27 protein-coding genes and 3 pseudogenes are annotated in these 26,378 nt (G+C 70.8%); 8 read left to right on the top strand and 22 right to left on the bottom strand.

The window, feature by feature from the left end:
* Window positions 1-22: 22 nt before the first annotated feature.
* Window positions 23-856 (top strand): dimethylargininase, encoded by an 834-nt coding sequence (ddaH, locus tag ID554_RS13450; protein WP_396888520.1) that lies wholly within the window; start codon window positions 23-25, stop codon window positions 854-856.
* A 51-nt stretch (window positions 857-907) separates the two neighbouring features.
* Here ddaH and ID554_RS13445 read toward each other — a convergent pair whose 3' ends face one another.
* Window positions 908-2,113: an ABC transporter substrate-binding protein gene (locus ID554_RS13445; RefSeq protein ID WP_117228275.1), complete on the bottom strand. Its 1,206-nt coding sequence runs from the start codon at window positions 2,111-2,113 to the stop codon at window positions 908-910.
* A gap of 78 nt (window positions 2,114-2,191) precedes the next feature.
* The gene (locus ID554_RS13440) at window positions 2,192-2,989 is read right to left on the bottom strand and encodes an alpha/beta hydrolase family protein (protein WP_117228334.1); all 798 of its coding nucleotides are present in this window, start codon (window positions 2,987-2,989) and stop codon (window positions 2,192-2,194) included.
* Window positions 2,990-3,085: 96 nt separating this feature from the next.
* Between ID554_RS13440 and ID554_RS13435 the strand changes: the two genes are divergently transcribed.
* Entirely contained in the window at window positions 3,086-3,697 is a 612-nt protein-coding gene (locus tag ID554_RS13435) for a bacterial proteasome activator family protein (RefSeq protein WP_117228276.1), read from the top strand.
* A gap of 56 nt (window positions 3,698-3,753) precedes the next feature.
* On the opposite strand, the gene ID554_RS13430 is transcribed toward ID554_RS13435, so the two are convergent.
* The 3 genes from ID554_RS13430 to ID554_RS13420 all read right to left on the bottom strand — a co-directional run bounded on the left by ID554_RS13430 (window position 3,754) and on the right by ID554_RS13420 (window position 6,418).
* Complete coding sequence (locus ID554_RS13430) at window positions 3,754-4,566, bottom strand: HAD family hydrolase (protein ID WP_117228277.1); 813 nt, start codon at window positions 4,564-4,566, stop codon at window positions 3,754-3,756.
* Window positions 4,566-5,387, bottom strand: coding sequence for an HAD family hydrolase (locus tag ID554_RS13425; protein ID WP_117228278.1), 822 nt, complete (start codon window positions 5,385-5,387; stop codon window positions 4,566-4,568). Before ID554_RS13425 ends, ID554_RS13430 begins: the two co-directional genes overlap by 1 nt.
* Window positions 5,388-5,680: 293 nt before the next feature.
* Window positions 5,681-6,418: a hypothetical protein gene (locus ID554_RS13420; RefSeq protein ID WP_117228279.1), complete on the bottom strand. Its 738-nt coding sequence runs from the start codon at window positions 6,416-6,418 to the stop codon at window positions 5,681-5,683.
* Window positions 6,419-6,578: 160 nt separating this feature from the next.
* Here ID554_RS13420 and ID554_RS13415 point away from each other — a divergent pair, with 160 nt between their 5' ends.
* The 3 genes from ID554_RS13415 to ID554_RS13405 all read left to right on the top strand — a co-directional run bounded on the left by ID554_RS13415 (window position 6,579) and on the right by ID554_RS13405 (window position 8,253).
* Entirely contained in the window at window positions 6,579-7,010 is a 432-nt protein-coding gene (locus tag ID554_RS13415; protein ID WP_117228280.1) for an OsmC family protein, read from the top strand.
* 121 nt (window positions 7,011-7,131) lie between these two features.
* Complete coding sequence (locus ID554_RS13410) at window positions 7,132-7,470, top strand: metallopeptidase family protein (protein ID WP_117228335.1); 339 nt, start codon at window positions 7,132-7,134, stop codon at window positions 7,468-7,470.
* Between the two features lie 66 nt (window positions 7,471-7,536).
* Window positions 7,537-8,253: an AIM24 family protein gene (locus ID554_RS13405; RefSeq protein ID WP_117228281.1), complete on the top strand. Its 717-nt coding sequence runs from the start codon at window positions 7,537-7,539 to the stop codon at window positions 8,251-8,253.
* Between the two features lie 10 nt (window positions 8,254-8,263).
* Here the strand turns inward: ID554_RS13405 and pheA are convergent, their stop codons facing one another.
* The 5 genes and pseudogenes from pheA to ID554_RS13385 form a co-directional block, all read right to left on the bottom strand.
* Entirely contained in the window at window positions 8,264-9,220 is a 957-nt protein-coding gene (gene pheA, locus ID554_RS13400; protein ID WP_117228336.1) for a prephenate dehydratase, read from the bottom strand.
* A 118-nt stretch (window positions 9,221-9,338) separates the two neighbouring features.
* A pseudogene (locus ID554_RS13395) lies at window positions 9,339-9,956 on the bottom strand (hypothetical protein); the annotation flags it as partial.
* A gap of 29 nt (window positions 9,957-9,985) precedes the next feature.
* The gene (locus ID554_RS31645) at window positions 9,986-10,126 is read right to left on the bottom strand and encodes an ACT domain-containing protein (RefSeq protein ID WP_396888519.1); all 141 of its coding nucleotides are present in this window, start codon (window positions 10,124-10,126) and stop codon (window positions 9,986-9,988) included.
* 17 nt (window positions 10,127-10,143) lie between these two features.
* Window positions 10,144-10,602, bottom strand: coding sequence for a hypothetical protein (locus ID554_RS31640; RefSeq protein WP_223884580.1), 459 nt, complete (start codon window positions 10,600-10,602; stop codon window positions 10,144-10,146).
* Window positions 10,603-10,767: 165 nt separating this feature from the next.
* Window positions 10,768-11,508 carry a hypothetical protein gene (locus tag ID554_RS13385; protein WP_117228337.1) on the bottom strand — a complete coding sequence of 247 codons (741 nt, stop codon included), beginning with the start codon at window positions 11,506-11,508 and terminating at the stop codon, window positions 10,768-10,770.
* 163 nt (window positions 11,509-11,671) lie between these two features.
* On the opposite strand from ID554_RS13385, the gene ID554_RS13380 reads away from it, so the two are divergent.
* Entirely contained in the window at window positions 11,672-12,883 is a 1,212-nt protein-coding gene (locus ID554_RS13380; protein ID WP_117228283.1) for an arginine deiminase, read from the top strand.
* 65 nt (window positions 12,884-12,948) lie between these two features.
* On the opposite strand, the gene ID554_RS13375 is transcribed toward ID554_RS13380, so the two are convergent.
* The 12 genes and pseudogenes from ID554_RS13375 to ID554_RS13320 form a co-directional block, all read right to left on the bottom strand.
* Entirely contained in the window at window positions 12,949-13,833 is an 885-nt protein-coding gene (locus ID554_RS13375; protein WP_117228284.1) for a DUF5926 family protein, read from the bottom strand.
* 60 nt (window positions 13,834-13,893) lie between these two features.
* A complete protein-coding gene (locus ID554_RS13370) occupies window positions 13,894-14,340 on the bottom strand; it encodes an ATP-binding protein (protein ID WP_117228285.1) in 447 nt (148 codons plus the stop codon).
* Window positions 14,341-14,376: 36 nt separating this feature from the next.
* The gene (locus tag ID554_RS13365) at window positions 14,377-15,834 is read right to left on the bottom strand and encodes a PAS domain-containing sensor histidine kinase (RefSeq protein WP_117228286.1); all 1,458 of its coding nucleotides are present in this window, start codon (window positions 15,832-15,834) and stop codon (window positions 14,377-14,379) included.
* A 51-nt stretch (window positions 15,835-15,885) separates the two neighbouring features.
* Window positions 15,886-16,677, bottom strand: coding sequence for a glycerophosphodiester phosphodiesterase (locus tag ID554_RS13360; protein WP_117228287.1), 792 nt, complete (start codon window positions 16,675-16,677; stop codon window positions 15,886-15,888).
* Window positions 16,678-16,682: 5 nt separating this feature from the next.
* Window positions 16,683-17,018, bottom strand: a complete 336-nt coding sequence (locus ID554_RS13355) for a rhodanese-like domain-containing protein (protein WP_117228288.1) — start codon at window positions 17,016-17,018, stop codon at window positions 16,683-16,685.
* 48 nt (window positions 17,019-17,066) lie between these two features.
* A complete protein-coding gene (locus ID554_RS13350; protein ID WP_449560073.1) occupies window positions 17,067-18,122 on the bottom strand; it encodes an LCP family protein in 1,056 nt (351 codons plus the stop codon).
* A gap of 76 nt (window positions 18,123-18,198) precedes the next feature.
* Window positions 18,199-19,392 carry an LCP family protein gene (locus tag ID554_RS13345; RefSeq protein WP_117228289.1) on the bottom strand — a complete coding sequence of 398 codons (1,194 nt, stop codon included), beginning with the start codon at window positions 19,390-19,392 and terminating at the stop codon, window positions 18,199-18,201.
* A 235-nt stretch (window positions 19,393-19,627) separates the two neighbouring features.
* A complete protein-coding gene (locus tag ID554_RS13340; protein WP_117228290.1) occupies window positions 19,628-20,848 on the bottom strand; it encodes an LCP family protein in 1,221 nt (406 codons plus the stop codon).
* Window positions 20,849-20,916: 68 nt separating this feature from the next.
* Window positions 20,917-21,891, bottom strand: coding sequence for an NAD-dependent epimerase/dehydratase family protein (locus ID554_RS13335; protein ID WP_117228291.1), 975 nt, complete (start codon window positions 21,889-21,891; stop codon window positions 20,917-20,919).
* 116 nt (window positions 21,892-22,007) lie between these two features.
* The gene (locus ID554_RS13330; protein WP_117228339.1) at window positions 22,008-23,675 is read right to left on the bottom strand and encodes a solute symporter family protein; all 1,668 of its coding nucleotides are present in this window, start codon (window positions 23,673-23,675) and stop codon (window positions 22,008-22,010) included.
* A pseudogene (locus ID554_RS13325) lies at window positions 23,662-24,034 on the bottom strand (DUF485 domain-containing protein); the annotation flags it as partial. The gene ID554_RS13330 and the pseudogene ID554_RS13325, both read right to left, overlap by 14 nt.
* Before the next feature lie 216 nt (window positions 24,035-24,250).
* The gene (locus tag ID554_RS13320; protein WP_223884665.1) at window positions 24,251-24,895 is read right to left on the bottom strand and encodes a flavin reductase family protein; all 645 of its coding nucleotides are present in this window, start codon (window positions 24,893-24,895) and stop codon (window positions 24,251-24,253) included.
* A 46-nt stretch (window positions 24,896-24,941) separates the two neighbouring features.
* Between ID554_RS13320 and ID554_RS32760 the strand changes: the two are divergent.
* A pseudogene (locus ID554_RS32760) lies at window positions 24,942-25,414 on the top strand (Scr1 family TA system antitoxin-like transcriptional regulator); the annotation flags it as partial.
* Window positions 25,411-25,617 carry a DUF397 domain-containing protein gene (locus tag ID554_RS13305; protein ID WP_117228293.1) on the top strand — a complete coding sequence of 69 codons (207 nt, stop codon included), beginning with the start codon at window positions 25,411-25,413 and terminating at the stop codon, window positions 25,615-25,617. The pseudogene ID554_RS32760 and the gene ID554_RS13305, both read left to right, overlap by 4 nt.
* The last annotated feature ends 761 nt before the right edge of the window (window positions 25,618-26,378 follow it).

The raw sequence follows: 26,378 nt of genomic DNA, 5'->3' as shown, positions 1-26,378 counted from the left end.
TAAAGTGGCAGCCTACCTACCCTTGGTCACCGTGAACCAGCAGCGAGTACCGCGAAAGCGGACATATCTCATGTGCTCGCCCGAGCATTTCGCGGTCGAGTACGCGATCAACCCGTGGATGGACGTGACCGCCTCGGTCGACCCGGAGTTGTCGGTCAAGCAGTGGGACCGCCTGCGGGAGACCCTGGTGGGCCTCGGCCACGAGGTGCACCTGCTGGCTCCCGAGCCGGGCCTGCCCGACATGGTGTACGCCGCCAACGGCGCGTTCACGGTGGACGGCACGGTCTACGGGGCGCGGTTCAAGCACCCGCAGCGGACCGCCGAGGCCGCCGTGCACCGGGCGTTCTACGAGTCGCGGGGCTGGCGGTTCATCGCGCCGAACGAGACCAACGAGGGTGAGGGCGACTTCGCGTACCTGCCGGAGGCGCACGGCGGGCTGGTCCTGGCCGGGTACGGCTTCCGCACGGAGCTGCCCGCGCACGCCGAGGCGCAGGAGGCGCTCGGTCGGCCGGTGGTGTCGCTGCACCTGGTCGACCCGCGCTTCTATCACCTGGACGTGGCGCTCGCCTCGATCGACGACGGCAACATCGCCTACTACCCGGGGGCGTTCTCCGCCGCGAGTCAGCGGGTGCTCGCCCAACTCTTTCCCGACGCGGTGGTGGCGGACGACGACGACGCGCTGTCGTTTGGGCTGAACCTGGTCAGCGACGGCGCCAATGTGGTGCTCAACAACGAGGCGACCCGGCTCGCCGGTCGGCTCAAGGCGGCCGGCTACACGCCGGTGCCGGTGGAGCTGGCCGAACTCAAGAAGGGCGGCGGCAGCGTGAAGTGCTGCGTCGCCGAACTGCGGCCCTGATCCGACGCTCCGGGGCCGGCCGTCGCACCGGGCCGGCCCTTGCGCGTCGACTCAGCCGAGCGTGGCCAGCTCGCTGACCAGCACGTTGGACAGCAACTGGCCGTCGCGCTGGACCTCGCGCAGGTACCATTTCTGCTGTGGGGTACGCGGCTGGTTGAACTGCCATGCGCCACGTGGACTGTCGATCTGCCCGATCCGACCGAGCGCCAGGTTCACGTCCTGCGCCGTCGCAGTCGTACCGGCCAGCCGGATCGCCTGGTCGAGCACCTTGGCCGCGTCGTAGGAGGCCATCGCGTACGTGGTGGGTGAGGCGTTGTGCTTCTTGCGGTACGCCGACGCGAAGCGGCGGTTCGCCGCGTTGTTCAGGTCGGCGGAGTAGTTCAGGGCGGTCCGGATGCCGAGCGCGTCGTTGGCCGGCCGGATGCTCTCCAGGACGGTGCCCTCGGTGAGGAAACCCGGGGCGTAGATCCGGCCCCGGAACCCGGCGTCCCGCAACTGCATGACGAACTCCACGGCCGCCGTGCCGGAGTAGAAGCAGAAGACCGTCGACGGGCTGCGGTTCAGCGCCTGGTTGATGTCGTTGACGTAGGCCGTCTTGCCGGGGTTGGGGCTGCCGGTGGTCCAGATCACCGGGTCGGAGATCCTCGGGTCGGTCTCGCCGAACTCCTGACGGAATCCGCGCAGCACGTCCTCGCCACCGCCACCGCCCTCGGGAAGGATGATGGCGACCCGGTCGGCCGTACCCAGCTCGTCCTTGAGGTAGCGGCCGAGCGCCCGACCCGCCTCGTCGAGCACGTACGACGTACGCCAGATGTAGACGACGCTCTGCAGGCTCGGCGGTGAGGCGTTGGACCCGATCAGCGGTACCCGGGCCTGCTCGACCGCGTCCCGGATGCCGAACATCACGGCGGAACTGGCGACACCGGTCATCGCGAGCACGCCCTGTTCGAGCAGGTTGTTCACGGCGGCCTGGCCGGACTTCACGGTGTCTCCCTCGTCGGCGGCGACCAGGTCGACGGGGTGACCGCCGAGGCTCCGGTCGTTGAGGTCGAGGTAGAGCTGGAAGCCGTTGGTGAGTTCGTCGCCGATGGCCTTGTTCGGTCCGGCCTGCGGCGCGATCAGACCGATTTTGATCGGACGGCCGCTGGTGGCGTTGGTGGTCCCCTCGTCGCTGTCCGTACCGCATGCGGCGACGAGGCCCCCTGTTCCGAGCGCGGCCAGCAACTGGAGTGCTCGCCTGCGGTTCATCTGCGACACCGGGTTCCCTTCAACACGCGTTGCCTGGGCGGGTGCGCCCATCGGCGTTCTACCTGCTCCGCGACGCTGCGTCAATGATTAATGATCTTCACCGAAAGACCGCAACGCGCTGGTTACCTTGGACCAGGTCGGTGCCTCGGGGTCGATCAGTCCGAAATGCTCACATCCCGAAAGCTCTACAAGGCGCATATCGGCCCCTGCTGCCTGATTTGCGGCCACGTACGCCCTGCTCATGGCGATCGGAACCTGTTCGTCGAGAGTGCCGTGTATTACTACGGTGCGTGTCGGGAGCGGTACCACGGATCGCGGGTCGACAGCCGCGTACCGGTCGGGCACGTCGGCCGGTCCACCGCCGAGAAGCGTCGCCACCGCACCCCCGTCCAGGTCGAGTCGGTACGCCTCGGCGAGGTCGGCGACCGGCGCGAGAGCGAGCACCCCGGCCACCGCATCCGGCACGTGTCGCGCCGCGTGCAGGGCGAGGTGGCCACCGGCCGAATGACCGACCAGGACCGCTGGCGTCGGCATCACCACACCGGGCAGGGCCTCGGCTGCCAGCCGAGGCAGTGCGGTCACCGCGGCCAGTACGTCGTCGGGCGTACCGGGCCAGCCGCCGCCGGGTTGCCCGGTACGCCGGTACTCCACCTGGGCCACCGGGTGACCGAGCGCGGCCAGTGCGGCGGCCAGCGGGTCGGTGTGCCGCCGGTCGTACTCGTGGCGCCAGAAGCCCCCGTGCACCACGACCACCAACCGCCTGGGCGCTCCGGTGCCGGACGGCCGGCGCAGGTCGGCGACCTGGTCGGGGTGCTCGCCATAGGCGACGGTGACGTCCGGAGCGGGAGCGGGCCGGGTCAGCACGGCGCGCGGGTCGGAGGTCATCGGCCGACCGTAGCGCGGTACGCGCCGGACCTGGGTGAGACGTGCGGTGCACCACGCACCGGACCGACGGGCACTCACGGCGGGCGCTGGGTAAAGATGGGTGCCATGACCGAAGCACACTCAGCTGGACAGAACGACGAGCCTGGCCGGGACGGTGCCGGGCACTCCGGCACGGTGGTGGTGGTCGGGCCGGACGGCCGGCCGGTCGGCACCGTGCAGACCGATGACGGCCCCGGTGAGGATCCTGCGCGCCTGGTCGAGCAGCCCGCCAAGGTGATGCGGATCGGCAGCATGATCAAGCAGCTCCTGGAGGAGGTCAAGGCGGCCCCGTTGGACGACGCCAGCCGACACCGGATGCGGGAGATCCACGGGCGGTCGATCGTCGAGCTCAAGGAAGGGCTGGCCCCCGAGCTGCGCGAGGAGCTCGAACGGCTCTCGCTGCCGTTCGCCGAGGACCAGGCGCCCAGCGAGGGCGAGTTGCGGATCGCCCACGCCCAGCTGGTCGGCTGGCTGGAAGGGCTGTTCCACGGCATCCAGGCTGCCCTGGTGGCCCAGCAGATGGCCGCCCGGGTGCAGCTCGAACAGATGCGTTCCGGCCGGCAGGCGCTGCCCAGCGGCCCTGGCGGCGGAGCGGTGCTGCCCGGGATGCCCGGCATGGGCCAGCCGGGCGGCGGTGGTGAAGGACACAGCACCGGTCAGTACCTCTGAGCACCGCGCGCGACGCGCGACCCGGCAGGGTCGCGCGTCGCGTCCTCCGGCCGGGCTCAGTCGACCCCGAAGACCTTCTCCAGGTACGCGGCCACGCCGTCGGTGGAGTTCGTCGAGGTGACCTCGTCGGCGATGGCCAGGACGGCGGGGTGCGCGTTGGCCACCGCCACCGCTCGGCCGGCCCAGGTCAGCATGGGTACGTCGTTTGGCATGTCGCCGAAGGCCAGCACGTCGGCCGCGTCCACCCCGATCCGGTGGCAGTACCAGGCCAGCCCGGCCGCCTTCGTCACGCCGGCCGCCGAGATCTCCACCAGCCCCGAGTTCGACGAGTGCGTGGCCTCCGCCAACCCCGCCAACGCGGCCGAGATCAACTCGGTGAACCGGTCAGGATCCTGCTCACCGGCCCGGGCCAGCAGCTTCACCGCCGGCACCGACAGCAGCTCCGCCGGGTTCTGCACGACCCGGGTCGCTGCGTCACCGGCCTCCCAGCGCAGCGGATAGTGCGCCTCGTGCCGCATCTCCCGGCTGTCGACGATCTCCGCCGCGAGGCTCACGTCCGGCACCTCCGCCCGCAGGCGCTGGGCCACCTCGGCGAGCAGTTCGGGAGCCAGGGGGTCGGCTCGCAGCACCTGGTCGTCGACCGGGTCGTAGACCACCGCGCCGTTGGCGCAGACCGCCGGCAGCGGCTCGGCGAGCTGGTCGTACACGAGTCTGAGCCAACGGATCGGACGGCCGGTGACCAGCACGACCGGCGTGCCCCGGGCGGAGATCCGGGCCAGCACCGTAGCGGTGTGCGCACTGAGCGTACGGTCGTCGTGGAGCAGCGTGCCGTCGATGTCGGTGGCGATCAGGCCGGGCGTCGCGTCCATCACCTGGACAGTAGCCGGTCGAGGTAGACCGCGACTCCGTCGTCGTCGTTACGCAGGGTGATGTCATCGGCGGCGGTATGCACGCTCGGGTGCGCGTTGGCGACGGCCACCCGGGCCCAGCCGGCCCACTCGAACATCGGCAGGTCGTTCGGCATGTCGCCGAAGACCAGCACCTCGGCCGGGTCCACGCCGAGGGACTGCGCGACCACGCTCAGGCCGGAGGCCTTGTCCACCCCGGGCGGGCAGATCTCGATGAAACCGAGCCCGGCCTGGGTGAGCGTGGCCAGGTGCGGCGGCACGATCTCCCGGGCGACCGCCAGCAACTCGTCGACATGGTGGTCGGCGGTACGCGCGAACGCCTTGATCACGTCACCGGCGAGGCACTCGGCGCGGGTGCGGACCTCGAACCGGTCCTGGTAGGGCCAGGCCGGGTGGTAGTCGCCCCAGAGCGGTGCCTCGTGCTCGTCGGAGGCTTCGACCATCACCGTCAGCGGGCCGACCGCGACCTCCAGGTCGGCCAGCAGGCCGGCCAGCACCCCGCTCGCGAGGCGCTCGTCGCGCAGCACCACCGGCCCGGCCGGGTCGCTCTGGTCCACCACCCGGCCGCCGCCGGCCAGCACCAGGAAGTCCGCGGCGCGGATGTCGTTGCGGGTCAGTTCGGTCAACCGGGGACCCCGACCGGTGGCGCCGACCACCGGGATGCCGGCGGCACGCACCCGGTCGAGAACCTCGTGGGTGAACGCCGAGACGGTGTCGTCGCTGCGGACGAGCGTCCCGTCGAGGTCGGTGGCGATCAGCTTGGGCAGGCCCGGGCGGGTCATCGTTCCTCCTTCGCCCGCCGCCGTCGCGGCCAGCCGTGCTGGTCGCCGGGTAGGCGACCCGGCGTGACGGCGGGCAGCAACCGTACCTCGGGAAACCGGTCGCAACCATGGCTTCCTGGCGAATCGGATGTCAACGGACGGCGCACCGAAGGTGACGTTCGGTCAGGACCGCCGTCGCTCGGTCGCCGCTCGGCGTTCGGCGTTCGGCGTTCGGCGCAGAGATGTTAGGAAGGGACCCTTCTAATACGCCAGGCGTTAGAAAGGGACCCCTCCTTACACGCGGGGCGGGCGGCTCAGTCGGGTGGCGCCTCGCGGGCGAAGGGGACCGTCGGGCTGACGGTGATGTCGGCCGGTGGACGTCCCTCGTCCGGATCCACCTGGTCGGGCCGTCGCCGGGACCTCGACTCCGGGGCGGCGTCGTCCGGGCCGCCCGGCTCGTCGTGCGGGGCCACCTCCGCCCCGGCGGGTGCGATCCGGACGAGCGCGGCGGCGAACAGCAGGGTGGCCGCGAAGGCCATGAACAGGCCACGCCCGTGCTCGGTGCGGAAGGACTCGTCGCCGGAGTAGTACATCAGGCCCCGACGGGTCGCGTCGCCGAGCGACGATGTGGTCGCCGCGAGCAGTGCGATCATGCCGGCCGCGAGCGCCAGTCCGGCCACCCGGGCGTTGACCTGCGCCGCCCTGGTGCCGCGTAGCGCGAGCGCCACCGCGCCTCCGAGCACCAGGAGACCGACCAGGTAGCCGGTGCCCATTCCGCCGATCTCGGCGACCCCGTTGGTCACCTCCAGCGGGCTGGTGGGATCCGGGCCGGTGGGGATGGTCATGGTCACCCACTCGCCGAGCAGCGAGGCGACGGCGGCGACGGCGCCGAGCGCGGCCAGCAGCACCGGCACCCGGTGGTCCGACCCGAGACCGGCCACGGCCCGACGAAGGCGGTGTCCGCCCTCCGGCTGGTCCGCCGCACCCCACTCGACGACGCTGGCGCCGTCGGCGCGTTCGTCCTGACGAGGGATGGGGAGGTCGTTGGTCATCGTTCGCCCTCTCCTCGGGACCTGGACGCCACGGAGGGCGCTGACCAGGACGGCGGGTCCGCGTGAATCATTCCACAGCGGGCCGGTGACGTCGGGTTCCCCGGCGGCGAGCCCCGCTGGTCGGTCGCCTGCCGGCGTCCCGTCGACTAGCGTCAGGTGCATGCCTATCCGTACCGCTTCCGCACGCTGGCAGGGCAACCTTCCCGAGGGCTCCGGCACGATCCGTACCGGCAAGGGCGGGTTGCAGGGGAACTACTCCTTCAAGTCCCGTTTCGAGGAGGGAGAGGGCACCAACCCTGAGGAGTTGATCGGCGCCGCGCACGCCGGTTGCTTCTCGATGGCCTTCTCCAAGGCGCTCGCCGACGCCGGGACCACCGCCACCTCGGTGGAGACCACCGCCAAGGTGCACCTGGACAAGACCGACGCCGGCTTCACCGTGACCCGCATCGAGCTGGACACCGTCGGTGAGGTCCCCGGCATCGACGAGGCGCAGTTCGCGAAGCTGGCCGAGACCGCGAAGCAGAACTGCCCGATCTCGCGCCTGCTCTCGCCCGGCGCGGAGATCACCCTCACCGCCCGCCTCACCTCCTGACCGCTCCCGCGCGGATCTCGCGTCTCCGGCGTCCGCGAACCGGCCTGCTTCGCCCGTTCCCGAGCCTCGGAGGCGCGAGATCGCGCGTCGGGTGAGGAACAATGAGGGCGTGGCGGTCGAGATGGAGCGTGAGCGGTTCGAGGAGTTGGTGGGGGAGGCGCTGGACGAGGTTCCGGAGGAACTGCTGGCGCTGATGAGCAACGTGGTGATCCTGGTCGAGGACGACCCACCCCCCGGCGAGGATCTGCTCGGCCTCTACGAGGGACACGCGTTGACCGATCGGGGCTGGGACTACGCTGGTGTCCTGCCGGACCGCATCCTGATCTACCGCAACCCGATCCTGCGGATCTGCGACACCGACGACGACGTCATCGACGAGGTGGCGGTGACCGTGGTGCACGAGATCGCCCACCACTTCGGCATCGACGACGCGCGCCTGCACGACCTCGGCTGGGGCTGACCGGCCCGGCCTCTTGCGCTGCTGCCCTACCGTCTCGGCCAGACACGGCGAGTACGGGAGGATCCATTGCGCAGCGAGCTGTTCTCGGCGGCGAACCTGGAGAAGGAGTCCGCGCAGCCCGGTATGCGGCTGCAGAACGCCAAGATGTTGAAGATCGAGCTGAACGGTGAGGCGATGGCCCGCGTCGGCTCGATGGTCGCGTACCAGGGGCAGGTGGAGTTTCAGGCGCTCGGCTCCGGTGGTCTCGGCAACTTCCTCAAGCAGAAGCTCACCGGTGAGGGTGTGCCGCTGATGAAGCTGACCGGTCACGGCGATGTCTTCCTCGCCGACTTCGCCAAGGATGTGCACGTCATCGACCTGGAGCCGGGCGATGCCCTGTCCATCAACGGGTCCAGCGTGCTGGCCTTCGACTCGACGTTGCATTACGACATCAAGATGGTCGGCGGCGCGGGCATGGCCTCGACCGGCCTGTTCAACTGTGTCTTCTCCGGTCACGGCCGGATCGCCGTCACCACCCGGGGCACCCCGGTCGTGCTCAGCGTCGACGCCCCCACCTATGTGGACCCGCAGGCCGCTGTCTGCTGGTCGGCGAGCCTGCAGACCGGCTACCACCGGGCCGATCAGCTCGGGCTCGGCACGCTGCTGGGGCGTACCACCGGCGAGGCGTACACGATGAGCTTCGCCGGGCACGGCTTCGTCGTCGTCCAGCCGTCCGAGGAGCCGCCGGTCATGGGCAGCGGCCAGCAGGAGCAGGGTGGGGTGCTCGGCGGCCTGTTCCGGTGAACCCGGCCGGTCAGCCCAGCTCGCCCGCGCGTAGCCGGGCGAGCCAGGCGGCGGCGTCGGTGTAGTCGGCGTCGGAGAGACCGGCCGGGGCCGGCACCGGACGTTCGCGGGCCGTGCCGTCCCACCGGTGCCGGGGGTACGAACCGAGGAAGCGGACGTCGGCACAGACCCGCCGCAGCCCCTGAAGGGCCTCACCGAGCCGGTTGTCGGCGACGTGGCCCGTGCAGTCGAGGAAGAAGACGTACCGGCCCAGCGCCTCACCGGTCGGCCGGGATTCGATCCGGGTCAGGTTCACGCCGCGCACCGCCAACTCCATCAGCACCGACAACAGCGCACCCACCCGGTCGTGGGCGATGTACACCGCCAGCGAGGTCACGTCGTCGCCGGTGGGCGGCGGAGGCGGGCCGGGGCGGGAGAGCAGCGCGAACCGGGTGACCGCGTCCGGATGGTCGGCGATCTTGTCGGCCAGCACGGCGAGCCGGTGCCGGGTCGCGCCGATCGGCGCGCAGATCGCCGCGTCGTACTCACCGGTGGCGGCGCCGGCCGCTGCCGCGCCGTTGGAAAGCACGTCGACCACGACCGCGTCGGGCAGGTGTGCCCGCAGCCAACCCCGGCACTGGGTCGACGCCTGCGGGTGGGCGGCCACGCTGCGGATCGTCGGCAGCAGGGTGCCCGTCCGCGCGCCGAGCACGAACTGCACCGGCAGGATCACCTCGCGGGTGATCACCAGTGGCTCGCCCTCGGCCAGTTCGTCCAGCGTGACCCCGACCGCGCCGCCGATGGAGTTCTCCAACGGCACGAGCGCCGCGTCGGCCTCCCCGGTGCGTACGGCCTCCAGGGCCTCGCCGACGCTGCGGGCCGGCGTACGGCTGCCCCGCTCCGCAGCGGGCACTGTACGCAACGCCTGCTCGGCGAAGGTGCCCTCGGGCCCGAGGTAGACGAAACGGGTCGGCGGCGTTCCCGGCATGGCGAACAGCCTACGCACCCGGCGACGACGTGGACGCCGATGGCGTCAGCGACTGCCCGGACGGCGTCGGCGTGGCCACCGGCGGCGGGGAAGGCACGGGTGGTACCGGCGCCGGCACCGATCCCTCGTCACCGCAGGCCAGCGTCCTGATCCCGACCGGGCTGGCCACGCGTACCTCGACCGAGCAGACGTCGGTGCCGGCGGTGACCAGCCGCAGGGTGCCGGCCTGGTCCCGGGTGACCACCTGGAGCGGCTCGTATCCGGTGACGTCGATGCTGGTGAAATGCCAGCCGGCGGCGCAGACCGGCCCACTGGCGACCTGCACCCGCGCGTTGCGGGGGAGCAGCCCGTCGCGGCCCCGGACCAGGTCGACGATCCGTTGCCGGGACGGCTGGCCGGTGCAGGCGACCGCGACCAGACCGGCGTCGGTCGGCGCGCCGGTCGGGACGGCGCTGGGCGGCTCGCCGAAGGGTGGTGGTGTCGGGGTGGCCGACCCGGTCGGCGCCGCCGTGGGCGGCAGCGTCGGCAGGGCCGAGCCGTCGCGCGGGTCCGGCGGTTCGCCGCAACCGGCCAGGAGGAGTACGGCCAGCCCCACGACTGCGGGCAGCCGGGTCCGGCACCGGCGCGTGCGTCGGACTGGCCTGCTGCCGGGGTCGGCACGACGGATCGGGGTGGGTGGCAAGGGGATGATCCTCGATGGGGGCGAGCGTCGGGAGTGGCGGGCGGCCGAGCCCATGGTAGGAGTATCCGCCGCCGAGGAGAAGGTCAATCGAGTACGCGATGCCTGGCGCGCACCAATGCGGCGGTCGCCTCGGCGAGGCGTACGGCGGGCACGAGCACGTAGTCCGTGTCGTACGTGGAGTAGGCGACGAGACTCACCCGGGCCTCGTCCAGCGGGGCGACCACGGCGGTCAGGGTGCCGGTCAGAGCTCGGAGAAGAAGGTGAGGGAGCCGGCGACTGCCCCGTCCGTGAGCACCGGCGTGGAGATGGCGTCGACGGTCGCGTCGGACACGCCCTCCGTGGTCGCCATGATCCGTAACAGGCCACGGGCCATCCGGCCGGAGGCGAGCGCCAGAAGTGGCGGGATCTTGTCGATGTCCGGCTCGGCCAGCTCGCCCCGGTACGCGGTGAAGTCGAGCAGCCGTAGGCCGCCGTCGAGCAGCGGCAGCCCGATGACACCCTCGGGCGTGCCGAGGCCGAGCAGGTCGCAACCGGCGGCGGAGACGGCCACCACCCGGGTCCCGGCGTCGATCAGCAGGCAGGGTTCGTCTGCACTGGACACAGTGGCCGACCATCGGCCGAAGTTGTCGTACCCCAGCTCTGTCGGTGTCCCCGGGTCGGGCGCGAACACTTCCGAGAGCGAGAGTTCGACGTGGGCCACCGCGCCTCCTATGCACACCGACGGAACGTCCACGCTAGCCGGTCGTCTCGGCCACCGCTGACCGCGTTGGTATCCACGCCATCGGTGCTGAGCGCTGCCGGTCTGCGACGGCGCGGCCGGCGGGTGTGGAGTGCCGGGCCCGGCCGCGTGGCGTCGTCGCAGACGTTACCGCCGGGTGGCCGGCTTGTCAGCGGCCATTCGGCCGTCCTCGTACCACCGGTAGTCGGCTGCTGGCGGATAGCCGCCACTCATCCACGTCCCGGGGTGCTGGGCCACCCGGGAAAGCTTCTCGGCGGTGGCCGGGCTGATCCGGTTGCCGGCGGCGACGAGCAGCCGGTCGAGCTCCCGGTGGGTGGCCATGAGGCAGTCCTTGGGCAGGCCGTAGACGCTGATGACGCCGGAACCCACGAAGGTGAGCACTGGCGTCACCGGGATGGGGTGACCGACCGCCGAGGTCAGCGCCTTGCTGGCGCGCCGGGCGTCGCGGCGGGCCTCGGCCACGTACGGCGGTCGCTTGCCGTTGATCTGCACCACGTCACCGGCGACCAGGACGCGGGCCCGCCCGTGGTCGGCGATGGTGACGGCGAAGAGTCCGCTCGGACCGATGGCGAGGAAACCGGCCCGGTTGTCGTCGCTCTCGTCGAGCAGGGCTTCGGTGGCGTCCGTGCGGGGCCAGTCGATCACATGCCACGCCGGACCGAGATGGTCGAGTTGGCCGAGCGCGCGGGCGCCGGCCGCCTCCAGCCGACGAGCGCCCCGCTCGGCCCGGCGTCGGCGGGCCCACTCCAAGGGCGACGGACGCGGGGCCCCGACCACCCCCGGCGCCTCGACCCGAGGGTGGGGCACCGCCGCTTGCGGCAGCGCCCGGGCGGACGGTACGGCTCGACGAGCGGAGAAGACAGTCATCGCGACCTCCGGCAAAAGGTCCCTCGAAGTTACGTTCTCACTACCCTACGTTGCGGGTCCCGGTAGTCGGCAAGCCGGAACGCCGGAATGACTACGGATGAATGCCATATTCACCCACAGTCGTTTTACCGGATGCCGCCAAACCCTGCCCTAGGCTTCGGGAGTGACCCACTACGTGGACAGTGAGGTCGGTCGGCTCGGCACCGTGCTGCTGCACCGGCCGGGGCCGGAACTCGCCCGTCTGACCCCGCGCAACAACGACTCCCTGCTGTTCGACGCCATCCCCTGGGTGAGTCGTGCTCAGGAGGAGCACGACGCCTTCGCCGGCGCGCTGCGCGAGCGCGGTGTCGAGGTGCTCTATCTCACTGATCTGCTCACCGACACCCTGGCCGTCGCGGACGCCCGCGCGGAACTCACCGAACAGGTCCTCGCCTCGCCCCGGCTCGGCGACACTCTGCGCGCCCGGGTCGCCGCGCACCTGACCTACCTCGATCCCGCCGCGCTCGCCGGCGTCCTCGTCGCCGGACTCGCCCACGAGGAGCTGAGGCTCGGTGGCGACCGGCGCGGCGGCCTGGTCTACACCCTGATGGACCGGCACGACTTCGTCATCGCACCACTGCCGAACCTGCTGTTCACCCGCGACTCGTCACTGTGGATCGGGACACGGGTCGGCGTGACCAGCCTGGCGATGCCGGCCCGACGGCGGGAGACCACGCTGACCGACGCGATCTACCGGCACCACCCCCGCTTCGCCGGCACCGAGTTCGTCTACCGGCCCGACCTGGAACACCTCGAAGGCGGCGACGTGCTGCTGCTCGCGCCCGGTGTGCTCGCCGTCGGGGTGGGCGAGCGGACCACCCCGGCCGGTGCCGAGCGGCTGGCCCGCCGGGTCTTCGCGGCCGGGCTGGCGCACACCATCCTGGTCGTGCCGATCGCCCAGGAACGGGCGACCATGCACCTGGACACCGTCTGCACCATGGTCGACGTCGACGCGGTGCTGATGTACCCCAACGTCGCGCACACGCTGTCGGCGTACACGGTGATCGCCGGGACGGACGGCGACGACCCACGGGTGGACGGCCCGGCGCCGTTCCTGCGGGCCGCCGCCGACGCGATGGATCTCGACCAGCTCCGGGTGATCGACACCGGGCTCGACCCGGTGACCGCCGAGCGGGAGCAGTGGGACGACGGCAACAACACGCTGGCGCTCGCGCCCCGGCTCTGCGTCGGCTACGAACGCAACGTCGAGACCAACGCCCAGCTCGAACGGGCCGGGATCGAACTCGTCCCGATCGCCGGCTCCGAGCTGGGATCGGGGCGGGGCGGACCGCGGTGCATGTCGTGCCCGCTGGTGCGCGCCCCGCTGCGCGGGTAAGGAAGGGCCCCCTTCTAACGTCTCCGGTAGAGCAGGGGGCCCTTCCTAACATCCAGAGGGCACGGTCAGCGCAGGGTGAGCTGGCGGCCCAGCAGCCCCTGACGGGCCCGGCGAGCGGCGGCGTCGAGCGGCTCGCCGGCCGACAGCGTCTCGGCGTACCGCTTGGCGAAATCGGCGACCGGGGTCTCCCACTCGGCGGCCGGAGTGTCCTCGGGCAGGTCCCAGACCGGCACCAGCCGGCCGTGGGCACGGAACATGCCGGCGAACTTCGTCCCCTCGCCGAGAGTCAGCGAGCCGGCCGCACCGAGCCGGGCCAACGCGTCCAACGCGGCTTCCTCGGCCTCGGGCAGCACCCAGCGCACGTGGGCCTTCTCCGGAACCTGGCACCAGTACGCGGACCGCGCCGCCGCCAGCCGTACGGTCGGGTAGACCGCCGCGTTGGCCCGCTCCAGGGATGCCTGCACGGTCGGGTCGCCGACGGCCTCGGGCACCAGCCAGAACTCGAAGCCCTCGTGCAGCGTGACGGTCAACGGGCCGTCGACCAGGATGTCCTGGAGTCGGGGCCCGGGGCCGGGCAGCGGCGGCACCTGGACCGGGGCACCCGGCTCGGTACGCAGCGCGCAGAGCAGCGATTCGGCCAGGTCCCGGGACACGTCACCGGACTGCTGGTGCCGCTGGAGCCCGACGAACACCTGCCCGTCGGCGCGACTCATCGCGGGGGCGGCCATCGGCAGCACGGTGGCCAGCGTCACCGGCCGGTCGCCGTACTCCTCGACCAGATCGGGGGTGAGCCGCAGCGGTGCGGAGGCGGCGGGGACCAGTTCCCGCAGCGCGATCCACTCCGGCTCGTCGGTCAGCCCTTCGAAGGGCCGGGTGACGAAGACGTCCCGCACCTTCTCCCGCTTCGCGGTCGGCGTGGCGGCCCGCTGGTTCTTTCGACGCTTGCTCACGGCGACACAGCCTAGAGGCCCGGACATGACGCCGGGTGCCGGACCCGCCCTGCGAGAGGCTCAGCTGGCGACGACCAGGTCCGTCCGTTCGGGAGCCGGATCGAACTCGGCCCAGACACTCTGCCCCAGACCGTCCCGTTCGACCCCCCAGCGGCTCGCCAGGCCGGAGACGATGTGCAGACCCCGGCCGTCGGCCGCGTCGATGTCCGCCGGGCGGATCAGGGGGATGCCGACCGCGCCGCCGTCGGTGACCCGCAGCCGGACGTGCTCCCCGTCGACGGTCGTCACCAGCCGCCAGGCCACCCGGACCACCCCGCCGGGCAGCGGGTCCGCGTGCCGGACGGCGTTGCCGACCAGTTCGGCCAGGACCGCGACGAGATCCGCCAGCACCGCCGGGGACACCACCTCGGCCAGTTCGGCGGCGAGCCGGTGCCGGGCGGCGCGCGCACCGCTGGCGTGGTGCGGCACGACCACACACCACGCCCGTTCGACCGCTCCCGTCGACACGTCCCGCCCCTCTTCCGCCCCTGGTGACCCCCACGATCACCTACGGGGCAGCCGCACCTCTGCGACCGTACCTCCACCAGTTCTCGGCCGGAGGAATACCCATCCATTCTGCTGTTCAACGATCCGGCGGACGAGATAGAGACCGAGTCCGGTGCCCGGATAGCGACGATTGTCACCGGAATCCCCCTGCCAGAACCGGTCAAAGGCCCGTTCGACGTGCTCAGGGCGTACGCCGATGCCCCGGTCGCTGACCCGGATGCGGACGGTCGGCCCGTCCGAGGCCGCGCTTACCTCGACCGGCGAGCCTGGAGGGGAGTACTTGCCGGCGTTGGTGACCAGCTCGGTCAGCACGGTGACCAGGCTCTGCCGGCGCCCGATCGCCCGGGGCAGGTCGTCCGGGAACTGGAGGGTGGTCCGGCGGCGCAGTTCCCCGGGCAGGTTGGCGACCGCCCCACGCAGCGTCTCGCCGAGGTCGAACGGCACCGCCGGCCCGTCGTCCGGCCAGGTCTCGGCGGCGGAGGAGAGCAGCCGGTCGAGCAGCCGGGCCAGCTCGTTGGCGCGCTGGCCGATGACCTGCGCGGCCTGGCGCCGGTCGGCGTCGCTCAGCGAGTCCCAGTGGTTGTTCAGGGTGTCGGCGTACCCCTTGATGACGGTCACCGGGGTGCGTAGTTCGTGACTGGTCACCGCGACGAAGAGGTCCCGCTCGTGGTCGTGCCGCTGCTGGTCGGTGATGTCCCGGAAGGTGACCACCCGCAGGCTGCCCGGCCCGGGCAGCTCGCCGGAGGTGATCCGCAGCCAGCGCCCGTCCGGCAGGCGGTGGTCGAGGACCTGCCCGGACGGGGGGACCGGAAAGGGCAGCGGTTGGTTGATCGCCTCGGCTGCGGACCTGCCGGTGACCTCGGCGGCGGCCGGATTCCAGAGCCGTACGTGGGCGTCCCGGTCGACGACCGCCAGCCCGTCGGCGAGCGCTGCCACCACCGGGCCGTCGCCGTGTACGGGCAGGCCGCTCTGGTCGCCGTACATGTGCGCGATGCAGGCACCCAGGAAGCCGACCACGCTCCGCTGCTCCGGGCCGGGCTCGTCGTCACCGGCCCGGTACAGGGCCTGGAGGCTGCCGACGGCGTGCCCGCCGATCTCCGCCCGGGAGACGACCATCCGGCGCAGGCCGCGATCGTCCAGTTCGTCGGCGAGCTGGCTGCCGAGCCGGTCGGTTCGTACGCACTGCACCCGGGGGCCGGCGAGCAGGCAGGCGGTGATCGGGTCGCTGGGGGGCAGGGGACGTCCGATGGTCCACTCGGCGGCGCCGGTGGCGGCGATCACCCGCCCGCCGCTGGGGGCGAACTCGACGAAGGCCATACCGGCGGCGCCGAGTGCCGGTTGCGCCACCCGCAGGAGCTGGGTCAGTACCGGAAGGCCCGCGTCCCTCGAGTTGACCATCTCGATGACGACGGTGTGCCCGGCGATGAGAGCCGAGTAATCGGTACGGTCCGTCATGTCCCCGAGTGTGCACCCACCTTCGCGTTCTCCGGCACCCCTGCCGGTGGGTTAGCCCCTCAACTGGGCCAGCGTCTGCGCCGGGCGGTCGGTGATCACGCCGTCCACCTCGGCGGCCAGCACGAGATCCAGGTCCGCCGGATCGTTGACGGTCCAGACGTAGACCTGGTTGCCGGCGGCCCGCAGCGACGGCACCAGCGCCGGGCGCGCCCGGACCAGGCCGATCCCGGGGCCGGCGATGCCGACACCGAAGGGCAGCCGACCCAGGCGCAGCCAGCGGGGCAGCACCTCCAGCAGCAGTACGGTCGGCAGCGCCGGGGCCAGCGCCCGCATCCGGCGTACGGCCAGCGGGGAGAAGGACATCACGGTCACGCGTACCGGGTCGGCGGGGCGTGGATCGGCCAGGCCGTACCGGCGCAGCAGGGTGACCAGTCGACGCTCCACGTCGCCGCCGTAGCGGGACGGGTGCTTGGTCTCCACCAGCAGCCGCACCGGCCGCCCGGCGGCGAGGACCGCCTCCAGCAGCCGTTCGAGGGTGAGCAGCCGGGTACGCGAGTCGTCCAGTACCTCGTCCCCGTCAGCCGGTACGCAGCCCGGGTGCCAGGAGCCGAAGTCCAGTTCCTCCAGCTCGGCGAGGGTACGGGCGCTGACCAGGCCGCGACCGTTGCTGGTGCGGTTCAGCCGGCGGTCGTGCACGCAGACGAGGTGCCCGTCCCGGGTCAGCCGGACATCGCACTCCAGCCCGTCGGCGCCCTCGTCGAGCGCGCGCAGGTAGGCGGCGAGGGTGTGTTCCGGCAGGTCGTACGACGCGCCACGGTGCGCGAAGACGAGCGGGCTGTCCACGGCCGTTACAGCACGCGGCCCGGTTGGTCGTCCGAGTCGACCACCGGCCGCCCGGCCGCCGCCCAGTCGCCCATCCCGCCCTCGACGTTGCGCACCTGTTCCCAGCCGTTGTGCATGAGGTAGGCGACCACCTGGGCGGACCGTCCACCGGAGCGGCAGATGACCGCGACGTCCCGGTCGGTGGGCACCTCGGCGAGGCGCGCCGGTAGTTCCATCATCGGCAGGTGGTGGGCGTCGGGCGCGTGACCCGCCTCCCACTCGTCGTCCTCCCGGACGTCGAGCAGGTGGGTCTCGTCGTCGATCTCGGTCACCGTCATGGTGGGTACGTGGGATCCGAACACGGCTACCAAGCCTAGAGGGCCGTCGGGGTGGTTGCGTCGACCGGCGGGTCAGAGCCGGGTGACCCAGTGCGGATGGGCGCCCGCCCACTGCGACATCCGGGTGCCCCGGACCGCCTCGAACAGTCCCTCCCCGCCGTTGTCGAGCACGACGTAGGAGACCTGGTCGATGGTCTGCGGGTAGGAGGGCACCTGCACGCCGCGCAGCGCGTCGGTGGAGAGGCCGCGCAGCGCCAGCAGCAGGTCCTCCACGGGTACGCCGTTGGTGTCCACGGTCAGCGAGCCGCCGACGGCCTGGATGAGCCGGTGCAACTGGACCGGGTTCTCGCGGAGCCGGGTCTCCCCCGCCCGCTGGAGCATCGCCCCCAGCAGTTGCTGTTGGTGGGTCTGTCGGTCGTAGTCGCCGCCGGGCAGGTCGTAGCGCTGGCGGACGTAGTCCAGCGCCTGGGCGCCGTCCATCCGCTGACAGCCGGGCGGGAAGACCCGGTCGGTGTGGATCGAGCGCACCTCGGTCCGTACGCACATGGTGACCCCGCCGAGCAGGTCGATGACGCTGCGCAGACCGGCGAAGTCGACCAGGGCGGCGCCGTCGAATCGGATGCCGGTGAGTCGGGCCAGGGTGGCCGAGAGCAGCCGCGCGCCGGCCTCACCGCCGCCGCCGTGCTCGTAGGCGGCGTTGACCTTGTCCTTCCCGCCCGGGTAGCCAGCCGAAGGTGGGATGTCGACCAGCAGGTCGCGCGGTACGGAGACCAGGTAGCCCTCGCGTAGTCCGGCCGGTACGTGCACCATCAGGATGGTGTCGGTGCGCTGCTCCGGCCCGGTGTCGTCGGGGCGGCGGTCGGAGCCGACGAGCAGGTAGTTGAGCGGGCCGTCCCGGTCGGTGCGGTCGGCGCGGGCGGTCGGGTCGAGCAGTTCGGCTCGCGTCATCGTGCGGTCGTACCGGTCAGCGAGGATCCGGAGGCCGACCACAGCGACCGTGGCCAGCAGCAACACCGCCAGCCCGATCCCCAGCAGTACGCGCGCCCAGCGCGGCTGCCCGGCGCCGTCGCCCGATGCCCGCCGTCCGCCGTCGCGTGCCGTCCTGGCCGTGACGTCCTCCCCGTCCACCTGACATGAATCTTCTTCATCTCAGGCTACGGACGGTGAGTGCGGCCTGACGGCGGTTTCCGGGCATTCGCGCCGGTCACTTCCGGTTGGAGATTACCTCGGGGTTGTAGAACACGAACTCGGCCAGCTTGTCCTGCTTGATCGCGTGGAACATGTCCAGGGTCTGCTCGCTGAGCGCCTCCCGGCCGCTGTCCGTGCCGTTGAACGTGCCGCCGTTGGTCTTCAGCATGATCAACTCATTGCCGGTGACCCCGCGCATGGTGAAGACGAAGTCCTCCACCGACACGCCGCCGGTGTCCAGGATGAACGCCTTGCCGGCCGCCTCGATCAGCTCCTTGAGCTTGAGCGGGTTGGTCAACGTGCCGCTCTGGCTGGCCTTCTTCGCCATCGCCTTGATCAGTTGCTGCTGGTTCTGCTGGCGGTCGTAGTCGCTGTTGGCCAGGCCGTACCGCTGCCGGGAGAAGTCCAGCGCGGCCCAGCCCTCCATCTCCTGGCAGCCCTTCTTGTGCACCACCGGGGTCCGCTGTTTGCCGGTCTTCTTGGCGTCCGCGTTCCACATCGGCTTGCCGTCGACGTACGACATGTGGGTCGACTTGACCTCCTGCTTCGGGCAGATACGCACCGAGCCGAGGGCGTCGATCACGTTCTTGAAACCACCGAAGTTGATGATCGCCGCGCCGTCGAAGCCGACGCCGGTCATGCCCTTGATGGTCTGGGCCATCAACTGGGCGCCGCCCTCCCAGCCGCCGCCGTTGCGCGCGCCGGCCTGGAACGCCGCGTTGATCTTGTCGGTGCCACCCGGGAAGTCGGTCTCGGGGAAGGCCGGGATGCGGGCCTCGGTGTCCCGGGGGATCGAGATCAGGTACGCCTGGTCATGGGTGGCCGGGATATGCAGCACGATGATGCTGTCCGCGCGTACGTCGTCGGCGGCCCACCGCTCCCGGGCGTCCACGCCCAGCAGCAGCATGTCGATCGGGCCCTCCAGGTTGTTGCCGCCCTCGTCCACCGTCTTGCCCGCCTCGCCGAGCAGGTTGCGCTGCGAGATGCTGCCGGTGGCCTGACCGATCACGGCCTTGCTGCCGACGATCGCGAGACCGCTGGTCATCATCAGCGCGGCACCGAAGACCAGGGTGGCCTTGGCCCAGAGGGGGTCCTTCCGCCGGGTGCGCCCCTTCTTGCCGCTCTTACCGGACTTCTTCTTGCCGGCCGAGGAGGACGAGGGGTTCGATGCGCCAGGCGGATCGAGCAAGGAGGGGCTCTGAACCGGCATGCGTGCTCCAGTTCGTGAATGTGGGGGGCGGGAACACTTTACGGACGCAATCCCGCCGTGGCGAGTTCGTCTGACGCTCAGTTACCGTTCGCCGTCACGTCATCCTGCGGAAATGGACAAACGGGTAGAAGTAAATGAACGATCGACTATTGGCTCTCAGGTTTCTCGCAGCAGAAGTCGGGCCTCCCGGTCACGCACGGTGAGCGAAGAGCCCGACTTCTGGCCTGTGGCGTGATCAGCCGTTACCGGCTCGCGACTCCTTATTCGCCTTGAACCAGTCCGCCATGGTGTCGCCGGACATCGCGCGGTACATGGCCAGGGCGTTCTCCCGGTCGGAGACGACCACCGACTCACCGTTGATGGTCTGGCTGCCCAGGTGCGGGCTGGTGACGAAGGTCAGGTTCTCGCCCCGCAGGTTGCGGAACTGCACCGCCATGTCGGTCAGCGAGAAGTCCTGGTCTACGGTGGCCGCGTCGGTGACCGACCGGAGGAACGCGTTGAGCTTCTTCGGGTTGGTCAGCGTGCCACTGCTCGCCGCCTTGTCCATCAGCGCCCGCAGGAACTCCTGCTGGTGACGCATCCGGGCGAAGTCGCCGTCCGGGAACTGCTTCCGCTGCCGGATCCAGTCAAGCGCCTCGGCGCCGTTCATCTGGTTGGTGCCCTTGGTGAACTTGCGGTAGGGCTTGTGGATCGAGGTGATGGTCCGCTCGACCTCCAGCTCGACGCCGCCGAGGGCGTCGGTGACCTGCTTGAAGCCCGCGAAGTCGATCGCCATCACGTGGTCGATGTGCACGTCGGTGAAGCACTCGACGGTGCGTACGGCCAGCGGCAGGCCGCCGAAGGCGAACGCCGCATTGATCTTGCGACGCTGGCCGGAGTCACAGGAGGCACCGGCGCTCTCCGGGATGGGCACGTACAGATCCCGGGGAATGGAGACGAGGTACGCCTGCTGGTGGTCGGCGGGGATGTGCATGACGATGATCGTGTCGGCACGCCACTCACCGGCCTGGTCCATCGGCGCGTCCGGGTCCCGTGAGTCGGTGCCCACCATCAGGATGTTGAGCACGCCGTCCACCGCCTTCGCCGGCCGACCGCCGGTGATCTCCGAGAACGGGTCGGTACGGGCCATGTTGTTGTCCAGGCTGCGGGCGTAGAACCAGGCGCCGACGCCGCCGAGCAGCGCCAGCACCAGCACCACGACGCCGGTCAGCAGAGCGATCCGGCCCCACCGCGGGCGGCGGCCACGGGGCGGCGGAGGGCCGCCGGGCCCGCCCGGCCCCACGGGACCGCGCGGACCGCCCGGGCCACCGGGAGCCTCGTCGTACGCCGGGAACCGGCTCGTCTCGTACGCTCGGGCAGCGCGTCCGCCCCGGCCCGAACCGGCCGGAACCGCCGCGCGCCCGGCGCTGCGGTGCAGGTGGAGGGCCGGCAGTGCGGCGGAGTTGGTGGCTGACATGTAACTCAGGGTACGCAGGCCCCGCCACTGTCGCCCGTCGTGAAACCCGGCGGGGGCCGGGGCCGGTCCTACCTGATCCGCTCGCGGAAGTACTCGATCGTGCGTCGCAGGCCCACCTCGGGCGCGACGGAGGGCTCGTACCCGAGCACCTCACGGGCGAGGGTCAGATCGGGACGCCGCATCTCCGGGTCGTCCGCACTGCGCGTGACATAGGTCACCTCGGATCTGCTCCCGCAGAGTGACACGATCGTCTCGGCCAGTTGCCGCATGCTCATCTCGTGCTCGGTGCCGCAGTTGACCGGCCCGCTCTCGGTCGAGTCGAGCAGCAGCAGGATGCCCCGGACGAGATCCGCCACGTAGCAGATCGAGCGGGTCTGGTTACCGGTGCCGTGCACGGTGATCGGCTCGCCGCGCAGCGCCTGGGAGACGAAGGTCGGGATGGCCCGCCCGTCGTCCGGCCTCATCCTCGGACCGTACGTGTTAAAAATGCGCACGATCGCGGTGTCCACGCCCCGACTGCGCCGGTACGCCATCGTCGCGGCCTCGGAGAAGCGCTTGGCCTCGTCGTACACGCTGCGGATGCCGATGGGGTTGACGTTGCCCCAGTACGTCTCCCGCTGCGGGTGCTCCTTCGGGTCGCCGTACGCCTCGGAGGTCGAGGCCAGCAGGAACCGGGCGCCGTCGGCGGCGGCACGCTCCAGCAGGTGCAGGGTGGCCACCGAGCCCACCCGCAGGATCTCCACCGGCAGCTTCTCGAAGTCCGTCGGACTCGCCGGGGACGCCATGTGCAGGATCGCGTCGAACCGGTCGGCCAGCGCGGGATGATCCGGCAGCCCGTCGGAGATGTCCGCCTCCACCAGCGTGAAGGACAGTTTGTCGAGCAGATGCGCGACGTTCTCCTTCGACCCGGTGACGAAGTTGTCCAGTGCGACCACCGTGCAACCGCGACCGATCAGGGAATCCACCAGGTGCGACGGGACGAAACCGGCACCGCCGGTGACCAGGATGCGGTGACCGGGACTAAAACGCTGCTCAACCTTCACGCCGACCAGAGTAAAGGAGGGGACCCCTGCTAACGCCTCGCGTAGTACAGGGGACCCCTGCTAACACTCCGCGGGCACTACGCGCCGTTCGACGCTCAGTGCCCGCCGGTGGGTCGTCAGTGCGCGCCGGCGCCGGTCAGCGAACGCACCTCCAGTTCGGCGTACTTGTCCTCGTCGCTCTCCTTGGAGACGAGGGTGCCGATCCAGCCGCAGAGGAAGCCGAACGGGATCGACAGGATGCCCGGGTTGGACAGCGGGAACCACTGCCAGTCGTGGTCCGGGAACATCGCCGTCGGGGCTCCGGAGACCACCGGCGAGAAGAACACCAGCAGTACGGCCGCCAGCAGACCGCCGTAGATCGCCCACACCGCGCCCGAGGTGTTGAACCGCTTCCAGAACAGGCTGTAGAGGATCGCCGGCAGGTTGCCGGAGGCGGCGACCGCGAAGGCCAGTGCCACCAGGAACGCCACGTTCAGGTTCTGCGCGAAGATCGACAGGGCGATGGCGACGGCGCCGATCACCAGTGCGGAGATCCGGGCGACGTTCACCTCCTGCCGCTCCGACGTGTTGCCCCGCTTGATGACGTTGGCGTAGAAGTCGTGTGCCAGGCTGGACGACGAGGCCAGGGTCAACCCGGCGACCACCGCGAGGATGGTGGCGAAGGCGACCGCCGCGATGATCGCCAGCATCGCCGCGCCGCCGAGTTCGTCGCCGAAGAACTCGATCCCGAGCGCCTCGGCGAGCTGTGGTGCGGCGGTGTTGCCGGCCGCGTCCTGCTCCCGGATGGCATCACCACCGACCAACGCCGCCGCACCGAAGCCGAGGGCCAGGGTGAGCAGGTAGAACGAGCCGATGATGCCGATCGCCCAGAGCACGCTCTTGCGGGCCGCCTTCGCCGTCGGCACGGTGTAGAAGCGGATCAGGATGTGCGGCAGGCCGGCGGTGCCGAGCACCAGGGCGATACCGAGGGAGAGCAGGTCGACCTTGTTGTAGAAGGTCTGTGTCGCGTTGCCGGCGACCTCGACGCCGTACCGCAGACCGGGTTCCAGGAACGCGCTGCCGTGGCCGGAACTCGCCGCCGCGTCGCCGAGCAGCGACGACAGGTTGAACTTGTACTTTGCCAGCACCAGCAGCGTCATCAGCAGCGCGCCGCTCATCAGCAGGAACGCCTTGACGATCTGTACGTAGGTGGTGCCCTTCATACCGCCCACGGTGACGTAGATGATCATGAGGGTGCCGACCAGGATGATGGTCGCCACCTTGGCGGTGCTGGCGTCCATGCCCAGGAAGGTGGTGCCGGGGCGGATGCCGAGCAGCAGCGCCACCAGAGCGCCCGCGCCGACCATCTGGGCCAGCAGATAGAAGATCGACACGGTGATGGTGGAGACCGCCGCCGCGGTACGCACCGGACGCTGCCGCATCCGGAAGGCCAGCACGTCGGCCATCGTGTACCGGCCGGAGTTCCGCAGCAGCTCCGCGACCAGCAGCAGCGCCACCAGCCAGGCCACCAGGAAGCCGATCGAATAGAGGAAGCCGTCGTAGCCGTAGAGGGCGATGATGCCGGCGATGCCCAGGAAGGACGCGGCGGACATGTAGTCGCCGCCGATCGCCATGCCGTTCTGGAAGCCGGAGAACGACCGGCCACCCGCGTAGAAGTCGGTGGCGGTCTTGGTCTGCCGGCTGGCCCAGATCGTGATGCCCAGGGTGGCGGCCACGAAGGCCAGGAAGAGCACGATGGTCAGGTTCCGGGCTGTGGTGTTGCCCGCCTCGACCGCGAGGACCATCGTGGTCACGACTCGCCTCCGGTCAACTCGTCACGGATCTTGTCGGCCACCGGGTCGATCTTCCGGTCGGCGTACCGGCTGTAGAGCCAGGCGATGAGGAAGGTCGAGACGAACTGGAGCAGGCCGAAGACCAGCGCCACGTTGATGTTGCTGCCGAACAGTCGCGTGCCCATGAAGTCTCGCGCGTACGCGGAGAGGATCACGTAGAGCGAGTACCATAGGAAGAATGCGATGGTCATCGGGAAGACGAATCCGCGCAGCGTGCGGCGCAGCCCGGCGAATTCGTCCGACCGTTGGACCGCGAGGTACCGCTCGGGCGTCGAATCGGTCGGCGCGGTCGCGGGTGTGTCCGTGGACATCTTGTGGATCACCACCTTCACAGGCGTCAGGAGTTTCGCGCACGGTAAGGAGCGCACTCCCCGCCGGAGAAGGCTCATATCGGTGCCGGTCGACGGCTGCGCCGAACGGCGGCATCGCTGCGCCGAGTGACCCAGCTCACTCCGTTGAGCGGTAGGTGTGATCCGTCCAGGTTCGTCCGCCGAGGGGCAGCCAGGCGGCACCCGGCGGTGGGCCGGTCAGCCCAGTTCGCGGTAGCGACCCCGGTGGTGCAGCAGCGGCGCGATGTCGTCGCCGAGTTCCACCTGCTCGACCGTCGCCTCGACGAGCAGGCTCCAGCCGTACTCCCTCGCGCTGTCGAGCCGGCACCCCGCCCACCCGCCGGCGTCGGCGGGCACCGGGCCGTAGGGCGTGTCGGTCCAGTCGCCGGTGGCGAACAGGCCGCCCGGCGACGGGAAGAGGCCGGCGAACCGGTCGGCGAGCTGCCGATGCGGTGGGCCGAGCGGCGCGACCGCGAACCGACCGGCCTCCTCGACCGCCGCCCACAGGTCGGACTCGGCGTCGATCAGGCCGAGCAGTCGGTCCGGCTCACCCTCGGCCACGAGCGTGGAGGACACGGTCAGCCCGGCCGGCCCGGACGCCGTCCAGAGCGTCACCGGCGCGGCCAGCCGACCCCGGAAGCGGCGTACGGGCGAACGGTCGCTGGTCGGTACGGCGAACGGATCGGTGTGGTGGATCTGGGCACCCGGCTGATGATTCACGTGAAACATTGTGACCCGCCCGGCCGGTTCACGGGCCCGTGCCCAGGTCAGGAACCGGTCGTGCAGGTCGGTGTGGTGCAGCTGCCCGTTGAGCTGACTGAGCTGGGCGTGGGCTTCCGTCATCAGCAGTCCGAGATACACCAGGAGCGCGATTCGATCCTCGCGGTAGTGGAGCACCTCGCTGATCGCCGCCATCGAGACCGGCCGCCGCCGACCGACGATGGAATTCGCCGTAGCCTCCGACGAGGCGCTGCAAACCGGTGGCCTACTCGCCGAACTCCTCAAGGAGGCCGACCGGGAACGCGGTCCCTCCTGGTTCGCGGCGTGGCGCGGCTACGAACAGGAGGCGACCAGGCTGCGCGCCTTCGAGCCCTGTCTGGTGCCGGGCCTGCTCCAGACCGAGGAGTACGCCCGAGCCGTCATCTCGGCCGGTGGGCTATAGCCGCCAGTGGCGGATTCGTGCTGGTCGAACTTCCCGACCGCGAGCAGGCGATCTACCTGGAGAATGCTGCTCGCGGACACGTGATCAACGACCCCGACACGGTCCGCTTGATGGACCGGAAGTGGGATAGCCTGCTCGGCGAAGCGCTGTCCACGAGTACTTCGCTGGACCTGATCCGAAAGCTGAAGGTCACGCCATGAACGCTGCTGGACCTCGCTGGCGCACGTCGACTCGCTCGACCGATTCCGGCGGCAACTGTGTCGAGGTGGCGGACAACCTGCCCGGGGTGGTGCTGGTGCGGGACAGCAAGGATCGCTCCGGCCCGTCGCTCACCTTCGCACCGACCGCCTGGCGATCCTTCCTCGACCTGGCCCGAGAGGCATCGGCCCCCGCTGCCTGCTGACCGACCCCCTGCCGGGACGTGCGACACCCCCCGGAGCGCCAGTCGCGCGCGACGTGCGACCCCCTCGGAAGATCGCGCTCGATCCAGGATCGAGTGGTCTCGTCGTTGCTCGTGAGCCACTCGATCCCGGATCGAGTGCGATCGTGCGGGCGGTCCGTGGTCATGCGGGCCGTTCGTGATCGGGTGGGGCTGCCGACAGGTGGCGGCACGGGTGGCCGCGTTATCCACAGGGGCAGCACGCGGGGCATGGTGACTGCAATCGTCGATGGCATGTCCAGATCGCCTCGTCGGCCTCCGCAGTTGCGGGGGCGCATCTTCCGCGGGTCTCACGCGACCACAAGTGGCCTGCTCACCCGCAACGATCTCCGCAGTTCCGCCTGGCGTCCGCTCTTCCGAGATGTGTACGCGGACGCCAAGGTGCCCGTCACTCACCGGACCAGGTGCACTGCTGCCGGCCGGTGGCTGATCCCGCCAGCCGGGGCGATCGCCGGTCGATCCGCTACGGCACACCGCGGGTGCGCCCAGGTCGCCCTCGACGAGCTGGTGCACATCCATCGCGGGCCCATCGACCCGGGGGACGTCCTCGATCGCGCGGGCACGGCTGTCACGTCCCCCGTGCGTACCTGCTGGGACCTGGCACTCTGGCTCGACCTGGTGGAGGCGGTGGTGGTCATCGACGCGTTGTTGGCACGCAGACTCACCGACGTCTCCGCGCTACGCGGGTACGCGCTCGCGAGGGCGGGTCGCCGTGGCTGGCGGGC

This window comes from Micromonospora craniellae (genome assembly GCF_014764405.1).
Taxonomy (GTDB): Bacteria; Actinomycetota; Actinomycetes; order Mycobacteriales; family Micromonosporaceae; genus Micromonospora; species Micromonospora craniellae.
This window is presented reverse-complemented; position numbering and strand designations above follow the sequence as displayed.